Consider the following 15477-nt stretch of genomic DNA (forward strand, 5'->3'; position numbering starts at 1 on the left):
CACTTTTCGTTCCGATCGAACAGCGTGGAATCCACGGATCGCGACACCGTTTAGCGCTCATTTCGGATGCTAAACCCGTTGACCCGCTTCCCCTTCGAGGCTCCGTTGGACCTGCCATGGCCACGTGCTTCTCGGGGGAGGGATCATGCCGTTAGCCGCGCTCAGCATGAAATTGCATCTGTCATCGATCAGCGAGGGCCTGACCTTCACGGTGACGGGCGTCGAGAACACCAAGACATCGTCGATCAGCAGCAGCCATTCGGCACCGAACCGCTATGAAGCGGCGATGAAGCGGCAGGGTTGGTACGATATCGACCCCGCGCATTCGCGGACGATCGCCAAGATATCGCATCACTCGACCAACACGTTCAGCACCGATGAGATCATCAACACCTTCGTCCGTTTCCGGATTCACGGACATGCCGATGGCCGCGACGTCGACAAAAGCGGCTATTTCCAGCTCACATCGACCGAATGGGGCAGACTCGAACGGCCCGACTTTGCGGCGCTGCTGGTCCAGATCGAAGGATCGGACGCCTATGTCATCCATCGCAAGACGCCGAGTTTCGTCGAGCCCGATCCCTTCTATGTCGCGGTGGAGGTGCAGGATGGAAAGATTGCCGTCGCGGTCAGCACCGAAGACGAACTGAGCACCACGGTGCTGAGCCACGTCATCGGCGGCATTCTGGAGATTCACAAAAAGGCGATCACCTGGGTGGTTGGCGCGCTGTAGCGCCGCCTGCGCCGGGTCCTTACGCGCGAAAGGGGCCGCGCCCGCAACCGGAAGCGGCCCCTCAGCTGCTCAGCAGCCGCAATCGCTGCAGGTGCAGCGTACGCAGGTGCAGCGGGTGGCGGCCGAATCGGTTTCGATCATCTGAGTCATCGTCTTTCTCCTGTGCCCGGGAGCGGGCGAATCATGTCATAGCCTCCGTACCATGATACGGAGTCAAGCGCGTCAAATCGGCTGCCGGCAGAACAAGTTTGCGATTCGCCGCCCGAGCCGCCAAACGCTTTCCGCATCATGACCGACACCGAAGCCCTCCGCGCAGCCGCTCTCGAATCCAAGGCCTGGCCCTATGAGGAGGCCCGCAAGCTTTTGAAGCGATATCCGGACGGTAAACCGGGCGGCGCGCCGATGCTGTTCGAGACCGGCTATGGCCCGTCGGGGCTGCCGCATATCGGCACCTTCCAGGAAGTGCTGCGCACCACCATGGTCCGCAAGGCCTATGAGGAGATGACCGGGCTGGCGACGCGCCTGATCGCGTTCAGCGACGACATGGACGGGCTGCGCAAGGTTCCGGACAATGTGCCGAACAAGGAGATGCTGGCCGAGCATCTCGGCAAGCCGCTCAGCCGCATCCCCGATCCGTTCGGCAAGTTCGAAAGCTTCGCCGCGCACAACAATGCGATGCTGCGCGAATTCCTCGATCGCTTCGGCTTCGAATATGAATTCGCCTCATCGACCGATTATTATGCCAGCGGCCGTTTCGACGAGACGCTGCGCGCGGTGCTGCGCAACTATGACGCGATCATGGCCCTGATGCTGCCGACCCTGCGCGCCGAGCGCCAGGCGACCTATTCGCCGGTGCTGCCGGTCAGCCCCAAGAGCGGAATTGTGCTTCAGGTGCCGGTCGAGGTCGTCGATGCCGAGGCCGGGATCATCCGCTTCGAAGATGAAGGCGAGACGATCGAACAGTCGATCTTCGGCGGCCAGGCCAAGCTCCAGTGGAAGCCCGATTGGGGCATGCGCTGGGCCGCGCTCGGCGTCGATTACGAGATGTACGGCAAGGATCTGATCGATTCGGGCGTGCTCGGCGGCAAGATCGCCCAGATCCTCGGCGGTCGTAAGCCCGAGGGGCTGATCTATGAGCTGTTCCTCGACGCCAAGGGCGAGAAGATCTCCAAGTCCAAGGGAAATGGCCTGTCGATCGAGCAATGGCTGACCTATGGCCCCGACGAGAGCCTCGCTTTCTACATCTACCGCGAGCCCAAAAAGGCCAAGGCACTGCACCTCGGCCTGATCCCGCGCGCGATCGACGATTACTGGCAGTTTCGCGCCAATTATCCGGCGCAGGAAATCCCCCAGCGGCTCGGCAATCCGGTCCACCATATCCATCATGGCATGCCGCCCGCGGAAACGCTGCCGGTCACCTTCGGCCTGCTGCTCAACCTGGTCGGGGTGATGGGCGAGGCGACCAAGGCGCAGGTCTGGGGCTATCTGGCGAATTACGTGCCTGATGCCTCGCCCGATACCTATCCGGCGCTCGACTCGCTGATCGATTACGCGTTGGCCTATGTCCGCGACGTGGCGGAAAAGCCCGTGCGCCGGGCACCATCGGGGGTCGAGATCGACGCGCTACGCGATCTCGATGCCGAACTGGTGACGCTGGGCGAGGGCGCTTCTGCCGAGGACCTGCAAAACGCGGTCTATGAGATCGGCAAGACGCGCTTCGGCAAGGAAAAGCTGCGCGACTGGTTCAAGACCTTGTACGAGACGCTGCTGGGCTCCGAGCAGGGGCCGCGCATGGGCAGCTTCATCGCGCTCTATGGCGTCGGGAACAGCCGCAAGCTGATCGCCGAAGCACTCGCCAAGGCATGAACCGCCTGACCGCCCGCAGCCGCGACTTCATCGCAAGCGAGGCAGCGGGCGGCATCGTGCTGATGGCGGCGTCGGCGCTCGCGCTGGTGATCGCCAATTCGCCGCTGGCGGACCTCTATTTCCACACGCTCCACGCGCAGGCGGGGCCGCTCACGGTCCATGCCTGGGTCAACGATGCGCTGATGGCGATCTTCTTCCTGCTCGTCGGGCTGGAGATCAAATCGGAATTCGCGGGCGGGCGGCTGGCCACGCGCGAGCAGCGCCGCCTGCCGGTGATTGCAGCCGCCGCAGGGATGGCGGTGCCTGCGGCGATCTATCTCGCGATCACCAGCGCCAGCCCCGATCTGTCCCGCGGCTGGGCGATTCCCGCCGCAACCGACATCGCCTTCGCGATGGGGCTGCTCGCGATCCTCGGGCGGCACGCGCCACCTTCGCTCAAGCTTTTGCTCACCACCATCGCGATCGTCGACGATCTCGGCGCGGTCGCCATCATCGCGCTCGCCTATACCGCCAAGCTCAACCTGACCTTGCTGGTCGGCGCGATGCTGGTGCTGGGATGGATGCAGGTGTGCAAGCGGATGGGGGTGCAGCGGCTGCCGGTCTATCTCACGCTGGCGGTGGTGCTTTGGCTGTTCGTCTATGGCTCCGGCGTCCATGCGACGGTGGCCGGCGTGGCCGCCGCGATGACGATTCCCGCGCCCGCGTCGCACCGGCTGGAGCGCATCCTCAATCCCTGGGTCGCCTTTGCGATCGTGCCGCTGTTCGGATTCGCCAATGCGGGGGTTTCGTTCGCGGGACTGAGCCCGGCGATCCTGCTGGCACCGCTGCCGCTGGCGATCCTGCTCGGGCTGTTCGCGGGCAAGCAGATCGGTATCTTCGCCAGTATCTGGATCGCCACCCGTCTGCGCGTCGCGCCCCGTCCCGAGGCGAGCTGGACCCAGCTTTACGGGATGAGCCTGCTCGCCGGGATCGGCTTCACGATGAGCCTGTTCATCGGTGGACTGGCATTCCCCACCCATCCCGAACTGGTCGATCAGGTCAAGATCGGGGTGCTGGCGGGGTCGCTGCTCTCGGCGCTGGCGGGATTTGCGGTGCTGCGGCTGGCTTCAAATGCCGAGCCACTCCAACGGGTCGGGAAGCCGCTCGGCGGAGAAGTCGATCTGTAGCACGCGGCGACGGCGCGGCGTGCTGGCAGCCGCCGAAGCATGGAGAATCGGCGTGGCGTAAAGCCAGATATCGCCACGCTCGGCCAGGCATTCGTGCGCCCCGCAATTCGCGGCAACCGCATCCACTTCCGATTCGACGATGCGTCCAAGCCGATGCGAGCCGGGTGCGATCAACAAGGGGGCATTGTCCGCATCCACGTCGTCGAGATGCACGCGGACCGTCCGCATGCGCTCGATGATCGCGAAGGGCGGTTCGACATGCGCCATGCCCGCCTTGATCGACCACGGCCCGAAGCCGGAGACTTCCGCTCGTGTGCGGACAGCGATCGTTCGATCCTGGTGCCAGCCAAGTGCCCAGTTGGCGAAGGCGCTCTTGTCGAACAGGATCGCGCGTACCGGCCGGTGCCCGGGCACTGCCGCTCCCAACGAATCGGCACTGAGCAGATCGGCCAGACCGGGAATATCGCGAAGCCGCAGGCCGGCTCGATCCTGCGGGAGCCCGGCAATCAAGCGCTCCAGAACCGAAAGAAAAGGGGCGGCGCCCCCGCGAAGGTGCGCCGCCCCATGTTCCTCGAGATTCAAGATAGCCTCAGAGCTTCTCGGTCAGCTCCGGGACGATCTTGAACAGGTCGCCGACCAGGCCGATGTCTGCGACCTGGAAGATCGGGGCGTCTTCGTCCTTGTTGATCGCGATGATCGTCTTGGAGTCCTTCATGCCAGCGAGATGCTGGATCGCGCCGGAGATGCCGACCGCGATATAGACCTCGGGCGCGACGATCTTGCCGGTCTGGCCGACCTGATAGTCGTTGGGCACATAGCCTGCATCGACCGCGGCGCGCGATGCGCCGACCGCGGCACCGAGCTTGTCGGCAAGCGGCTCGATGATCGAGTGGAAGTTCTCGCTGTTCTGGAGCGCGCGGCCGCCCGAGACGATCACCTTGGCGCTGGTCAGCTCGGGGCGTTCGGACTTGGCGATCTCCGCGCTTACGAACTTCGAGATGCCTGCATCGCTGGCACCGCTGACGGCTTCCACCGTGCCGCTGCCGCCGGTCGCGTCCGCCTTGGCGAAGGCGGTGCCGCGCACGGTGATCACCAGCTTCTTGTCGCTGGTCTGCACGGTGGCGATCGCATTGCCCGCATAGATCGGGCGCGTGAACGTGTCGGCGCTCTCGACCGACAGGATGTCGCTGATCTGCATCACGTCGAGCAGGGCCGCGACGCGCGGCGCGATGTTCTTGCCGTTCGAGGTGGCGGGGAACAGCACGGCGTCATGGCTGTCCATCAGCCCGGCGATCAGCGGCGCTGCGTTCTCGGCCAGCGCATTGGCGAGGCTGGCATCGTCGGCCAGGTGGACCTTGCCGACGCCTGCGATCTTCGCGGCTTCAGCGGCAACCGCAGCGCAGCCCGAACCGGCGACGAGGAGGTGCACTTCGCCCAGCTTCGCAGCCGCCGTGACGACGGCGAGGGTAGCGTCCTTGACGGATGCGTTGTCGTGTTCGACCCAGACGAGCGTCTTCATTTGGCGACTCCCATTTCCTTGAGCTTCGCAACCAGCGTATCCACGTCGGGCACCTTGATGCCGGCCGAGCGCTTGGCAGGCTCGACCACCTTGAGCGTCTTGAGCCGCAGGCTCACGTCCACGCCGTAATCCGCGACCGTCTTCTTCGCGACCGGCTTGGACTTGGCCTTCATGATGTTCGGCAGCGTCGCATAGCGCGGCTCGTTGAGGCGAAGATCGGTGGTCACGATCGCGGGGATCTTGAGATCGACGGTTTCGAGACCGCCATCGACTTCGCGGGTGACGGCAACGCGGTCGCCATTCACTTCAACCTTCGACGCGAACGTGCCCTGCGGCCAGCCGAGCAGGGCCGCCAGCATCTGGCCGGTCTGGTTGCTGTCATCGTCGATCGCCTGCTTGCCCAGGATCACCAGGCCCGGCTGCTCCTCGTCGCACACCGCCTTCAGCAGCTTGGCGACGCCCAGCGGCTCGACCTCGTCATCGGTCGCGATCAGGATCGCACGGTCCGCGCCCATGGCGCGCGCGGTGAGCAGCACGTCGGTCTCGGCCTTGGCCACGCCGATCGTCACCACCACCACTTCGCTGGCCGCGCCCTTTTCCTTCAGGCGGATCGCTTCTTCCACCGCTATCTCGTCGAACGGGTTCATGCTCATCTTCACGTTCGCCAGATCGACGCCCGTCCCATCCGCCTTCACACGCGGCTTCACATTGTAATCAAGCACTCGCTTGACCGGTACCAAGACCTTCATGCCACTCTCCTATGCTCCGAACCGTTCCTGGGGAGGGGCAGGCTCAGGCCACCTGCTTCACTTCCGCGACGATCTTCTCCGCCGCGTCGCCGAGATCGTTGGCCGCCACGATCGGCAGGCCCGAATTGGCGAGAATGTCCTTGCCCTGCTGGACGTTGGTGCCTTCGAGGCGGACGACCAGCGGAACCGAGAGGTTCACTTCCTTGGCCGCGGCGACGATACCCTCTGCGATGATGTCGCAGCGCATGATGCCGCCGAAGATGTTGACCAGGATGCCCTTCACGTTCGGATCCTTGAGGATGATCTTGAACGCCGCCGTCACCTTCTCCTTGTTCGCGCCGCCGCCCACGTCGAGGAAGTTGGCCGGGAACATGCCGTTGAGCTTGATGATATCCATCGTCGCCATGGCGAGGCCGGCGCCGTTGACCATGCAGCCGATATCGCCGTCGAGCTTGATATAGGCGAGGTCGTACTTCGAGGCTTCCAGCTCGGCCGGATCTTCCTCGGTCTCGTCGCGCAGCTCCATCAGGTCCTTGTGGCGGAACAGCGCATTGCCGTCGAAGCCGACCTTGGCGTCGAGCACGAGGAGATTGCCCTGCTCGGTGAGCGCGAGCGGGTTGATCTCGATCTGCGAGGCGTCGGTCGCCTCGAATGCCTTATACAGCGCGCCGGCCACCTTGGCGGCCTGCTTGGCCTGGTCGCCCTTCAGGCCCAGTGCGTTGGCGACCGCACGGCCGTGATGCGGCATGAAGCCGGTCGCGGGATCGACGCTGAAGGTGTGGATCTTCTCGGGGGTCGAATGCGCGACTTCCTCGATGTCCATGCCGCCCTCGGTCGAGACGACGAAGGCGATGCGGCTGCTCGTGCGATCGACGAGCAATGCGAGGTAGAATTCCTTGGCGATGTCCGCGCCATCGGTGATGTATAGGCGGTTCACCTGCTTGCCCGCCTCGCCGGTCTGCACCGTCACCAGCGTGTTGCCCAGCATGTCGGCCGCGTGCGCGCGCACCTCATCGAGGCTGAAGGCAAGGCGAACGCCGCCCTTCGCCTCAGGAGCCAGTTCCTTGAACTTGCCCTTGCCGCGACCGCCCGCATGAATCTGCGATTTCACGACATAAAGCGGCCCGGGAAGCTGCTTGGCGGCTTCCACCGCTTCTTCCACCGTGAAGGCAGCGTGGCCGGCTGCGATCGGCGCGCCGTACTTGGCCAGCAATTCCTTGGCCTGATATTCGTGAATGTTCATGGGAAACGCACCCTTGCTTTTCGAAGATCGGGAATGTGGCTCGCCTAAAGCACAGCCGAAGAGCCGAATCCACCCCTTCGGCCTCGCAGGTGCAGCAAAGCTTAGCTATATATAGAGGATGCACATCGCGTCCGGCCTGCTTCTGTTTCTGGCGACTCTCCTTGCGATGGAGGGCTTTGCGTATGTGATGCATCGCTGGGTGATGCACGGACCCGGCTGGTTTCTCCACGCCAGCCATCATCGCCCGCGCACCGGCAATTGGGAACTCAACGATCTCTACGCGGTGATCTTTGCGCTGCCCTCGATCGTGCTGCTTTATGGCGGCGTCCATCTGGGCTGGTGGCCTGGCTTTGCGTGGATCGGCGCGGGGATTGCGGGCTATGGCGCGATCTATTTCGGATTCCATGACATTATCGTCCATCAGCGCCTGCCCCACCGCTATGTGGCGCGCTCGCCTTACATGAAGCGGATCGTGCAGGCGCACCGGCTCCATCATGCGGTGGAGAGCAAGCGCGGTGCGGTGAGCTTCGGATTCCTCTGGGCCCCGGCCCCGGATGTGCTCAAGCGCCAGCTGAAGGAGCGCGGCGGATCGATCCGGCCCGTTACAAACTCGGATTGACGAAGCGGGTGCGGAGGCACACATGCTTGCACCATGGAGCATCTGAACCTGTCCGAATCGGAGTGGCGCAAGCGGCTCACGCCCGAGCAATATCATGTGCTGCGCGAAGCCGGCACCGAGCGCGCCTTTGCCGGACGCTTCACCGATAACAAGGCGGACGGCGTCTATCTGTGCGCGGGCTGCAAGCTCGAATTGTTCGACAGCGCCGACAAGTTCGATTCTGGATCCGGATGGCCGAGCTTCACCAATCCGATCGCGCCCGAAAATGTGGTCGAGCATGCCGATACCAGCCACGGGATGACCCGAGTCGAAGTCCGCTGCGCGCGCTGCGACGGGCATCAGGGGCATGTGTTCCCCGATGGCCCGCCACCGACCGGGCTGCGCTATTGCATCAATTCGGTGAGCATGGATTTCCGTTCACGCGATTGAAACGGGCGGCGGGCTAATTGCGCGCTGATCCGCCCGCGCTTGTGGGCCGTAACATTAGGGCTTAATCCCCCGCCGTGGCCTCAAACCTTCCCGTCATCATCCGCAGCAAGCCCTGGTGGCGCGATTCAGCCAAATGGAAGCGGATCGGCTTCTGGGGCGGCATCGGCGCGGCGGGCTTTGGCCTGCTCGCCTTCATCGCGCTGCTGATCGCCGTCTTTTCGACGCGCTCGTCGCTGCCGACCTTCGAAGAGCTCAAATCCTCGCCCAACGGCCAGATGATCCGCGTCCACGCCGTGGACGGCACGGTGCTGGTCTCGATGGGGCCGAGCTATGGCGAATGGATCAGCTACGACAAGATTCCGCAGCAGATGAAGGACGCGATGATCGCGGTGGAGGATCGTCGCTTCGAATCGCACTGGGGCGTGGATCCGTGGGGCATCGCGCGCGGGATCAGCAACAGCCTGGACCGCAAGGGACGGGTGAGCGCGGTTTCGACGATCACCCAGCAGCTCGCGCGAAACGTTTTCCTGTCATCAAACCGATCGTACATGCGCAAACTTCGCGAAGCCGTGCTGGCGCTCGCGATGGAGCGCAAGTTCACCAAGGACCAGATTCTCGAGCTCTATCTGAACAAGGTCTATTTCGGCGGCGGCGCCTATGGGATCGATGCCGCCAGCCGCAAATTCTTCGGCCATTCGGCTGACCGGCTGTCGCTTGCCGAGGCGGCGATCATCGCCGGGCTGGTCAAGGCGCCTTCGCATTATTCGCCCACCGCCGATGCCGAAGCCGCGGTCGGCCGCGCGAGCGTGGTGCTCAAGGTGATGGCGGAGACCGGCAAGATCAGCGAGGCGACCGCCGAGGCGACCGATCCGCGCCTCGTCAAGCTCGCGCCCGAACCCAAGCAGAACAGCGTCCGCTATTTCACCGACTGGGCGCTGCCCCAGCTCGAAGTGCTGATCGACGAGACCGATGCGCCGCTCGAAGTGTGGACTACACTCGATCTCGGCATGCAGCGCGCCGCCGACGATGCGATTCGCGCGAACACCCCCGGAGCAGCGCAGGGCGCTCTGGTCAGCCTCGATCGCGACGGCGCGGTGCGTGCGATGGTCGGGGGCAAGGACTATGTCTCCTCGATCTACAACCGCGCGACTCAGGCGACACGGCAGCCGGGGTCGGCGTTCAAGCTGTTCGTCTATCTGGCCGCTCTGGAGGCCGGGCACCGGGCCGACGACATGGTGATCGACGAACCGGTGACGATCCGGGGATGGACGCCGCGCAACTCCTCCGGCCGCAATTCGGGCGAGATGACGCTCCGGAGCGCCTTTGCCTATTCGATCAACACCGTCGCCGCGAAGCTGGGCCAGGAAATCGGCTTTGGCGCGATCGCCGATATGGCGCGGCGCTTTGGGATTACCACGCCGGTCGACACGCATCCCGCGATGGTGCTCGGCACGTCCGACGTGCGGCTGATCGACATGACCCGCGCCTTCGCATCGGTCGCCAACAAGGGCGTGGCGGTGCAGCCCTATGGCATCACCCGGGTGACGGCGAATGGCGCGGTGATCTACCAGCACGAAGTCGATACCAGCCATGTCCTGGTCGCGCCCTATGTGGCGGCGCAGATGACCGATCTGCTGCAAACCGCAGTAGCGACGGGCACCGGCCGCGCGGCGCAGATCGGACGCCCGGTCGCTGGCAAGACAGGCACGACCACGTCCAACAAGGACGGCTGGTTCGTCGGCTTCTCTTCCGGCCTTACCACCGGCGTATGGATGGGCCGCGACGACGCAAAGGTCGTGCCCGGGCTGCAGGGCGGCACCGCGCCCGCGCGCGCCTTCCAGAATTTCATGGCCAAGGCCGTCGCGCGCCGCCCGGTCGAGCAGTTCGAGACCAAGGTCACGCTGCCCGAATGGCAGATCGAACCCGAAGACAATGCCTATTACGAAGCGCCGGACAACCGCCTGTTCGTCGATGCGGATGGCAATCCGATCGAACAGGATCAGGGCGCGCCCGGCGTACCCGAAGGCGATCGGCTCGATCAGGACTGGCTGGACCGGATGACGGGCAACGAGCCCAAGGGCCCGCCCTCGCAACAGCAACAGCCCGCGCCGACGCGTGCACCTCCTCCGCGGCAGAATATCCCGGCTCCATCGGGCGCGCGCGAAGAGCCTGCGCGCGGCGGCGGCGGTCAGGAACGCCCGATCCAGTGAAGCGCGGCCCCGTGGCGGCGTAGCCAGTTGCGCTGCGGCGTAGGGTCCGCTTCGAACAATTGCTCGACAAGCCGGTGGAACGCCGCGCCGTGGTTCATGTGGATGCGGTGCGCGACTTCATGGGCTACGGTCGCGCGGCGCACCAGGCTGGGCGCCAGGATCAGCCGCCAGCTATAGCGGATGGACCCCGAAGCGGCGCAACTGCCCCAGCGACCCTTCGCATCGCCGATCGCTACCCTGGTGACGCCGACACCGGCGCGTTGGGCATATTCGGCGGTTTCTTCGCTCAGGATGCGCAGCGCCTCCGCCTTCAGCCAGCGTTCGACTCTGCGCTCCAGTCCCTCGCGCGGCCCCCCGCAAAGCAGGCGATCGCCATCGAGCCGGGGGATCCGCCCCGTCGTGGCGGGCCAGACGATTTCGATCTCGTCATCCTCGAACGGGATTCGCGCGCCCGGCGCGAACGGCCGGGATTGGGGCAGCTTGGCGCGCTGACTGGCGATCCATGCCGCCTGCTCCTCGGCCCATGCCAGCCCCTTGCGAAGCGATGCGCGCGGGGGCAGCGTCAGCCGAACCGCGCCCGATCTGGGGTCGACCGCCAGCCGCATCCGTCGGGATCGCGCGTTGCGCACGACCTCGACCTCCTGGCTCACAGCTTGCGATCCACCAGATGGTGCTCGAAATCGCCGGCATCGTCCTCGCTTACCGTCCAGCCCCGCGTGGATTCGCCTGCTACGTGCACGGATTCGGGATCGCCCGACACCAGATAGTGCCAGGAGGGCAGCGGTTCATTGTTGGCGCGGAGGCGGTAGGCGCAGGTGCTGGGAAGCCATTCGATGCTGCGGACATTGTTGACGTTCAGCCGCACGCATTCGGAAACATAGGCATGCCGATGTTTATAGTCGGAGCAGCGCCCCATCCGCCTGTCGAGCAGACGGCATGCAACGTTTGTCGCGTGCAGGTCGCCGGTTTCCTCATCCTCCAGCTTGTGGAGGCAGCATTTGCCGCAGCCGTCGCACAGCGCCTCCCACTGCGCGCGGTCCAGCTTCTCCAGCGGCGTATCTTCCCAGAAGCGCCCGCCGCTCACTGGACCCAATGCTTCACTTCGTCGGCGATCGCCCTCGCATCCTTTTCGAGCGGAAGCGAGGTGATCGGCTTGCCTTCGCCGTCCATCAGATAGGCGATCTGGGTGTGACCGATCAGATAGCTCTCGCCCGCCGGTTCCTTGCGGAACGCCACCGCATAGTCCTTCGCGACCTGGGTGATCGCCTCCAGGCTTCCGGTGAGCCCGGTGAAGCGCGGGTGAAACTGCCCGACGAACTGCTTGAGCACCGGCGGCGTGTCGCGCTCGGGATCCACCGAGATGAAGATAGGCGCAACCTTGGCGGCAATCGCCGGATTTTCCTTGTCGAGAAGCTTCATCGCCTGGCCGAGCTTGAGCATGTCGGTCGGGCAGATATCGGGGCAATAGGTGTAGCCGAAATAGACGATGCGCCATTTGCCGGCAAAATCCACGTCGCGCCGCGGGCTGCCGTTCTGATCGGTAAGCGTGAACGCTCCGCCGATCCGCGCTCCGGCCAGCGGCGGCTCCTGTTTGGGAAGCTCCTGCCGGGGAACCGCACCGCAGGCGGCGAGCGAAAGCAGCGCAGAGGCTGCAACGAACTGAAATATCCTATTCATGGCGCGGCCAGCCATGATCTGGTAGGAGCGCGCTTGCAAGTTTCCATGCCTGTTCGGGGGTTTTGAATTCGATGAAGGGTCGCGTATTCGGCGCCGCCGCTGCGGCATTATTCCTGATGACGGCTGCCCCGGCGGCGGCGCAGCAGAAATCGGACAGCTATGATTTCCTCCAGGCCATCCGCTCGCAGGACGGCACGAAGGTCAACGGCTTCCTTGAGGACAAGTCCCGCCGCATCGTCAATGTGAAGGACCGCCAGACCGGCGAGGGCGCGCTGCACATCGTCGCAGCCCGCAATGATTCGCTCTATCTGCGCGTGCTGCTGCAGCAGGATGACTGCAATCCCAACCTTCAGGATCGCCGCGGCAACACCGCGCTGAACATCGCCGCCAGCCGCGGCTGGCAGGAAGGCGTCGAAATCCTCCTGCGCTACAAGGCCAATGTGGATCTGCCGAACGCCAGCGGCGAGACGCCGTTGATCCGCGCCGTGCAGGAATCGCGCAATGTGGACATTGTCGAAGCCCTGCTGAAGGCGGGCGCCGATCCCGATCGCACCGATAATGTGACGGGCAAGTCCGCCCGCGACTATGCGCGTGAAGCCACCCGCTGGCCCGCCATCGCCAAGCTGCTCGCGGCTGCGCCCCGCGTCCAGCGCGGCGCCCCGGCCGCCGGACCCAAGCTCTAAAAGCCCTGCTCGGCCTCCGGGTCGAGCAGATTGATCACCCTGCGCGCCGCGCGGCGGGCGAAAGCGAGCGTGCATTTCTTGCGCGACGGCGTGGAAAGCGGCACCGTCGCCGCTTCACGGACGACAGCCGCGCCATAGCGATCGGCCACGATGATGCCTGCGCGCGCGGGCAGGAAGCATTCCTGTTCAAGGGGGCGCAGATCGAACCCTTCGGGCACGGCCCAGAAGAAGCGATCGCAATGCGCCAGATAATCGTTCCACTTGCAATCGCCGAGCAGATCGGCGCGCGACACCTTGATCTCGACGATGACGATGTTGCCGCGCGAATCGATCGCCATCAGATCGGCGCGACGGCCCCCGTCGAGCGGCACTTCGGCGATGGCCACGCAATCGTGCGCGAGCAGCATCCGCGTGACGCCACGCGCGACATCGCCAGCGACAAGGGCGGGCTCAGACGTCAAAACAGCCGGAGAGGTCATCCCCGGCTGTTAGAACATTTTGGGAACGCGGAAAAGTCCCGCGCTCCGATCAGCGATAGAAAACGTGGTTTCCGATGGTGCCGACGCGCGCGCGCTTCCAGCCGGGGCTGACATAGCGGGCGTGGAAATAAAGGGCGTCAGCGGCCGGCGATTCCCACAATTCCTTCTGCGCGACCTGCGCCACTGCAAGCGCCTTGCGCCACTGCGCATTGGCCGGCGGCGTCGGGACGCGGCCGCCGCGCACGAACGAGAATTGTCCGCGCTGCGTGAGCACCGAGCAGACGGTGCGCGGAAAGCGGCCGGAGGTGGTGCGGTTGAGGATCACTTCGGCGACTGCGAGCTGGCCGGCGAGCGGCTCGCCCTTCGCTTCGAAATAGACGCCGACGGCAAGGCAGTGCAGCTCGCTATCGGGCAATGCGTGCGCGTCCTGCGCTGCAACTGCCGCCGAAAGCGTGGCGAAATCCTGGTCTTCATCCGCAGCGGGAAGGGGCTGCACGATCTCACCCGAGTGGGGAGCCGCGGCCACCGTTGCCTGAGGCGCGGGAACCAATTTGCTATTCTGGGTGTTCAATGCCTGGACGACGGCGTCCTGGCTCGAGCTCGTTTCGAGCGGCGCGGCGTCTGCGATTGCGCCAGCGCAAAAAGTCACAGCCGCGAGAAGCGCGGCGCGTGGCATGAACTTCATTTTCAATCGTTATTATGCGGTTGGTGCGCGGAACGGCCCCGTTTATGTTATGGGCCGCCGGGCTTCCCCCCGACTGCGTAACCGTTCGACCTCTGACCCCGCCCGGCACAACGCGTTTAAAGTGCGCGCGCCTTCTCTTCGCAGCCGCACAATGTCAATCGAAACCCATCGTTTCAGCGGCGAACCGTTCTCCTGACGGGATATCCAGTTCGATCACCCACAGATCGGAATCGCGCGCGTGCCGCCGCTGCCAATAGTCGCCAGCGTCCTGATCGCCGGTAATAATGGCAGGACCGGCAGGAATAAGCGCGGGTTCGCCGCCTGGGCCCAGTCCCCGCTCGAAAAATCGCGGATTCGTGCCGCGGTCCATGGTTAACAACAGGATCCCGCCCGCGGTCGGGTCTCCCTTCGCCAACACCATTGCCGATCCGCCGGCCTGCTCCGCGGCGCGGATCAACGCGCTGACCATCACGCCGCTGGCGAGCCGCGCCATCAGTCCGGCCGGTAGCCCGGAAGTCCCGCGAGCGGGATGCGCGAGCGCATGAACGTGCCCGTTCCCCGTGCCGCTTCCTCGCCCGACGCATCGATCAGCCGCGCCTCGGCCACGAACACGCGGCGCTGCCCGCTCACCCACCGGCCTTCGGCGATCACCGGGCCATCGGTGAGCGGCTTGGTGAAAAGCAGGTTGAACGCGGTGGTCAGCAGGAAACGATCGGTGACCAGGCTGTTCGCGGCATAAAAGGCCGCGTCGTCGAGCATCTTGAAATAGCTGGTGCCGTGCGCCGCCCCGGCCGCATGGAAATAGCGGCTGTCGACTGCAAAGCGGATACGCGCGACGCCGCCTTCGGGAATCTCCAGCACCGAATCGAACAGGCGGTTGATCGGCGCGGCCGCATAAAGCGATTCGAGCGCGCGGAAATGCGCCTCGGCCCCGGTTGGCGTGGAATCAGGCAGCGTCCCGCGCCTCGACGCCAGCGAGCAGGGCAAAGATCGCGTCGTTCGTAGCCGCTCCGCGGAGCTTCGCGGCGATCGCACGATCGCGCAGCTTGCGCGAGACACAGGCCAGCGCCTTGAGATGTTCGGCACCTGCGCCCGTGGGCGAGAGCAGCATGAACACCACATCCACCGGCATATCGTCGATGGCCGCGAAATCGACCGGCTTGCTCAGCCGGGCAAACACGCCGCAAACGCGCTTGAGCGAATCGAGCTTGGCATGCGGGATCGCGATCCCGCCGCCAAATCCGGTCGATCCCAGCCGCTCGCGTTCGGCCAGCGCCGCAGCCACGGCGCCCGCATCGAGGCCATAGGCCTTTGCCGCCGCCGCGCCGAGTTGCTGGAACAGCGCCTTCTTGGTCGAGGCGCTCATGCCGGCGACAACCGCCTCCGGCACAAGCAGATCGCTAATTTCGGTCATAGGAT

The 15477-nt window shown here is 64.8% G+C and carries 19 protein-coding genes; 7 read left to right on the forward strand and 12 right to left on the reverse strand.

What is annotated here, in order from left to right; genetic code table 11:
• Window positions 1-145 precede the first annotated feature (145 nt).
• The 3 genes from SSO01S_RS08530 to nhaA all read left to right on the forward strand — a co-directional run bounded on the left by SSO01S_RS08530 (window position 146) and on the right by nhaA (window position 3765).
• Window positions 146-733, forward strand: coding sequence for a hypothetical protein (locus SSO01S_RS08530; protein WP_066798105.1), 588 nt, complete (start codon window positions 146-148; stop codon window positions 731-733).
• Window positions 734-1021: 288 nt separating this feature from the next.
• Complete coding sequence (locus SSO01S_RS08535; RefSeq protein WP_066798108.1) at window positions 1022-2599, forward strand: lysine--tRNA ligase; 1578 nt, start codon at window positions 1022-1024, stop codon at window positions 2597-2599.
• Window positions 2596-3765, forward strand: coding sequence for a Na+/H+ antiporter NhaA (nhaA, locus tag SSO01S_RS08540; RefSeq protein ID WP_066798109.1), 1170 nt, complete (start codon window positions 2596-2598; stop codon window positions 3763-3765). Before SSO01S_RS08535 ends, nhaA begins: the two co-directional genes overlap by 4 nt.
• On the opposite strand, the gene SSO01S_RS08545 is transcribed toward nhaA, so the two are convergent.
• The 4 genes from SSO01S_RS08545 to sucC all read right to left on the reverse strand — a co-directional run bounded on the left by SSO01S_RS08545 (window position 3706) and on the right by sucC (window position 7276).
• Window positions 3706-4275 carry a phytanoyl-CoA dioxygenase family protein gene (locus SSO01S_RS08545; RefSeq protein WP_245646676.1) on the reverse strand — a complete coding sequence of 190 codons (570 nt, stop codon included), beginning with the start codon at window positions 4273-4275 and terminating at the stop codon, window positions 3706-3708. The two genes, nhaA and SSO01S_RS08545, sit on opposite strands and share 60 nt — an antisense overlap.
• 79 nt (window positions 4276-4354) lie before the next feature.
• Window positions 4355-5284, reverse strand: a complete 930-nt coding sequence (locus SSO01S_RS08550; protein WP_066798113.1) for an electron transfer flavoprotein subunit alpha/FixB family protein — start codon at window positions 5282-5284, stop codon at window positions 4355-4357.
• Entirely contained in the window at window positions 5281-6033 is a 753-nt protein-coding gene (locus SSO01S_RS08555) for an electron transfer flavoprotein subunit beta/FixA family protein (RefSeq protein ID WP_066798115.1), read from the reverse strand. The genes SSO01S_RS08550 and SSO01S_RS08555 overlap by 4 nt, the downstream gene beginning before the upstream one ends.
• Window positions 6034-6076: 43 nt before the next feature.
• Window positions 6077-7276, reverse strand: a complete 1200-nt coding sequence (gene sucC, locus SSO01S_RS08560) for an ADP-forming succinate--CoA ligase subunit beta (protein WP_066798120.1) — start codon at window positions 7274-7276, stop codon at window positions 6077-6079.
• Between the two features lie 118 nt (window positions 7277-7394).
• Here sucC and SSO01S_RS08565 point away from each other — a divergent pair, with 118 nt between their 5' ends.
• The 3 genes from SSO01S_RS08565 (at window position 7395) to SSO01S_RS08575 (ending at window position 10534) form a co-directional block, all read left to right on the forward strand.
• The gene (locus SSO01S_RS08565) at window positions 7395-7895 is read left to right on the forward strand and encodes a sterol desaturase family protein (protein WP_066798121.1); all 501 of its coding nucleotides are present in this window, start codon (window positions 7395-7397) and stop codon (window positions 7893-7895) included.
• A 33-nt stretch (window positions 7896-7928) separates the two neighbouring features.
• Window positions 7929-8324: a peptide-methionine (R)-S-oxide reductase MsrB gene (msrB, locus tag SSO01S_RS08570; protein WP_066798124.1), complete on the forward strand. Its 396-nt coding sequence runs from the start codon at window positions 7929-7931 to the stop codon at window positions 8322-8324.
• A 143-nt stretch (window positions 8325-8467) separates the two neighbouring features.
• Window positions 8468-10534 (forward strand): transglycosylase domain-containing protein, encoded by a 2067-nt coding sequence (locus SSO01S_RS08575; protein WP_439646560.1) that lies wholly within the window; start codon window positions 8468-8470, stop codon window positions 10532-10534.
• Here the strand turns inward: SSO01S_RS08575 and SSO01S_RS08580 are convergent.
• The 3 genes from SSO01S_RS08580 to SSO01S_RS08590 are packed head-to-tail and all read right to left on the reverse strand — an operon-like array spanning window position 10513 to window position 12211.
• On the reverse strand, window positions 10513-11184 hold the full coding sequence (locus SSO01S_RS08580; protein WP_066798126.1) for a M48 family metallopeptidase: 672 nt from the start codon (window positions 11182-11184) through the stop codon (window positions 10513-10515). The genes SSO01S_RS08575 and SSO01S_RS08580 overlap by 22 nt on opposite strands.
• Complete coding sequence (locus tag SSO01S_RS08585; protein WP_066798128.1) at window positions 11181-11627, reverse strand: YcgN family cysteine cluster protein; 447 nt, start codon at window positions 11625-11627, stop codon at window positions 11181-11183. Before SSO01S_RS08585 ends, SSO01S_RS08580 begins: the two co-directional genes overlap by 4 nt.
• Window positions 11615-12211 carry an SCO family protein gene (locus tag SSO01S_RS08590; protein WP_083942935.1) on the reverse strand — a complete coding sequence of 199 codons (597 nt, stop codon included), beginning with the start codon at window positions 12209-12211 and terminating at the stop codon, window positions 11615-11617. Before SSO01S_RS08590 ends, SSO01S_RS08585 begins: the two co-directional genes overlap by 13 nt.
• Before the next feature lie 71 nt (window positions 12212-12282).
• On the opposite strand from SSO01S_RS08590, the gene SSO01S_RS08595 reads away from it, so the two are divergent.
• Entirely contained in the window at window positions 12283-12894 is a 612-nt protein-coding gene (locus tag SSO01S_RS08595) for an ankyrin repeat domain-containing protein (protein WP_066798411.1), read from the forward strand.
• Here the strand turns inward: SSO01S_RS08595 and SSO01S_RS08600 are convergent.
• From SSO01S_RS08600 to SSO01S_RS08620, 5 genes are all read right to left on the reverse strand, one after another.
• Entirely contained in the window at window positions 12891-13373 is a 483-nt protein-coding gene (locus SSO01S_RS08600) for an MmcB family DNA repair protein (protein ID WP_066798130.1), read from the reverse strand. The genes SSO01S_RS08595 and SSO01S_RS08600 overlap by 4 nt on opposite strands.
• 49 nt (window positions 13374-13422) lie before the next feature.
• The gene (locus SSO01S_RS08605; RefSeq protein ID WP_066798132.1) at window positions 13423-14058 is read right to left on the reverse strand and encodes a cell wall hydrolase; all 636 of its coding nucleotides are present in this window, start codon (window positions 14056-14058) and stop codon (window positions 13423-13425) included.
• Window positions 14059-14212: 154 nt separating this feature from the next.
• On the reverse strand, window positions 14213-14551 hold the full coding sequence (locus tag SSO01S_RS08610) for a DUF1491 family protein (protein WP_066798134.1): 339 nt from the start codon (window positions 14549-14551) through the stop codon (window positions 14213-14215).
• A complete protein-coding gene (locus tag SSO01S_RS08615) occupies window positions 14551-15045 on the reverse strand; it encodes a PaaI family thioesterase (protein ID WP_245646677.1) in 495 nt (164 codons plus the stop codon). The genes SSO01S_RS08610 and SSO01S_RS08615 overlap by 1 nt, the downstream gene beginning before the upstream one ends.
• A complete protein-coding gene (locus SSO01S_RS08620; RefSeq protein WP_066798140.1) occupies window positions 15005-15472 on the reverse strand; it encodes a PTS sugar transporter subunit IIA in 468 nt (155 codons plus the stop codon). The genes SSO01S_RS08615 and SSO01S_RS08620 overlap by 41 nt, the downstream gene beginning before the upstream one ends.
• Window positions 15473-15477: the final 5 nt, after the last annotated feature.

The sequence above is a fragment of the Sphingomonas soli NBRC 100801 genome (assembly GCF_001591025.1).
Lineage (GTDB): Bacteria > Pseudomonadota > Alphaproteobacteria > Sphingomonadales > Sphingomonadaceae > Sphingomonas > Sphingomonas soli.

Excerpts from the sequence above, each read along its gene's own strand:
- SSO01S_RS08620 (WP_066798140.1), bottom strand. The coding sequence starts at position 15,472 with ATGACCGAAATTAGCGATCTGCTTGTGCCGGAGGCGGTTGTCGCCGGC.
- SSO01S_RS08605 (WP_066798132.1), bottom strand. The coding sequence starts at position 14,058 with ATGAAGTTCATGCCACGCGCCGCGCTTCTCGCGGCTGTGACTTTTTGC.
- SSO01S_RS08555 (WP_066798115.1), bottom strand. The coding sequence starts at position 6,033 with ATGAAGGTCTTGGTACCGGTCAAGCGAGTGCTTGATTACAATGTGAAG.
- SSO01S_RS08565 (WP_066798121.1), top strand. The coding sequence starts at position 7,395 with ATGCACATCGCGTCCGGCCTGCTTCTGTTTCTGGCGACTCTCCTTGCG.
- SSO01S_RS08530 (WP_066798105.1), top strand. The coding sequence starts at position 146 with ATGCCGTTAGCCGCGCTCAGCATGAAATTGCATCTGTCATCGATCAGC.
- SSO01S_RS08535 (WP_066798108.1), top strand. The coding sequence starts at position 1,022 with ATGACCGACACCGAAGCCCTCCGCGCAGCCGCTCTCGAATCCAAGGCC.
- SSO01S_RS08610 (WP_066798134.1), bottom strand. The coding sequence starts at position 14,551 with ATGGCGCGGCTCGCCAGCGGCGTGATGGTCAGCGCGTTGATCCGCGCC.
- SSO01S_RS08600 (WP_066798130.1), bottom strand. The coding sequence starts at position 13,373 with ATGACCTCTCCGGCTGTTTTGACGTCTGAGCCCGCCCTTGTCGCTGGC.
- SSO01S_RS08590 (WP_083942935.1), bottom strand. The coding sequence starts at position 12,211 with ATGAATAGGATATTTCAGTTCGTTGCAGCCTCTGCGCTGCTTTCGCTC.
- msrB (WP_066798124.1), top strand. The coding sequence starts at position 7,929 with ATGGAGCATCTGAACCTGTCCGAATCGGAGTGGCGCAAGCGGCTCACG.
- SSO01S_RS08595 (WP_066798411.1), top strand. The coding sequence starts at position 12,283 with ATGAAGGGTCGCGTATTCGGCGCCGCCGCTGCGGCATTATTCCTGATG.
- nhaA (WP_066798109.1), top strand. The coding sequence starts at position 2,596 with ATGAACCGCCTGACCGCCCGCAGCCGCGACTTCATCGCAAGCGAGGCA.
- sucC (WP_066798120.1), bottom strand. The coding sequence starts at position 7,276 with ATGAACATTCACGAATATCAGGCCAAGGAATTGCTGGCCAAGTACGGC.
- SSO01S_RS08550 (WP_066798113.1), bottom strand. The coding sequence starts at position 5,284 with ATGAAGACGCTCGTCTGGGTCGAACACGACAACGCATCCGTCAAGGAC.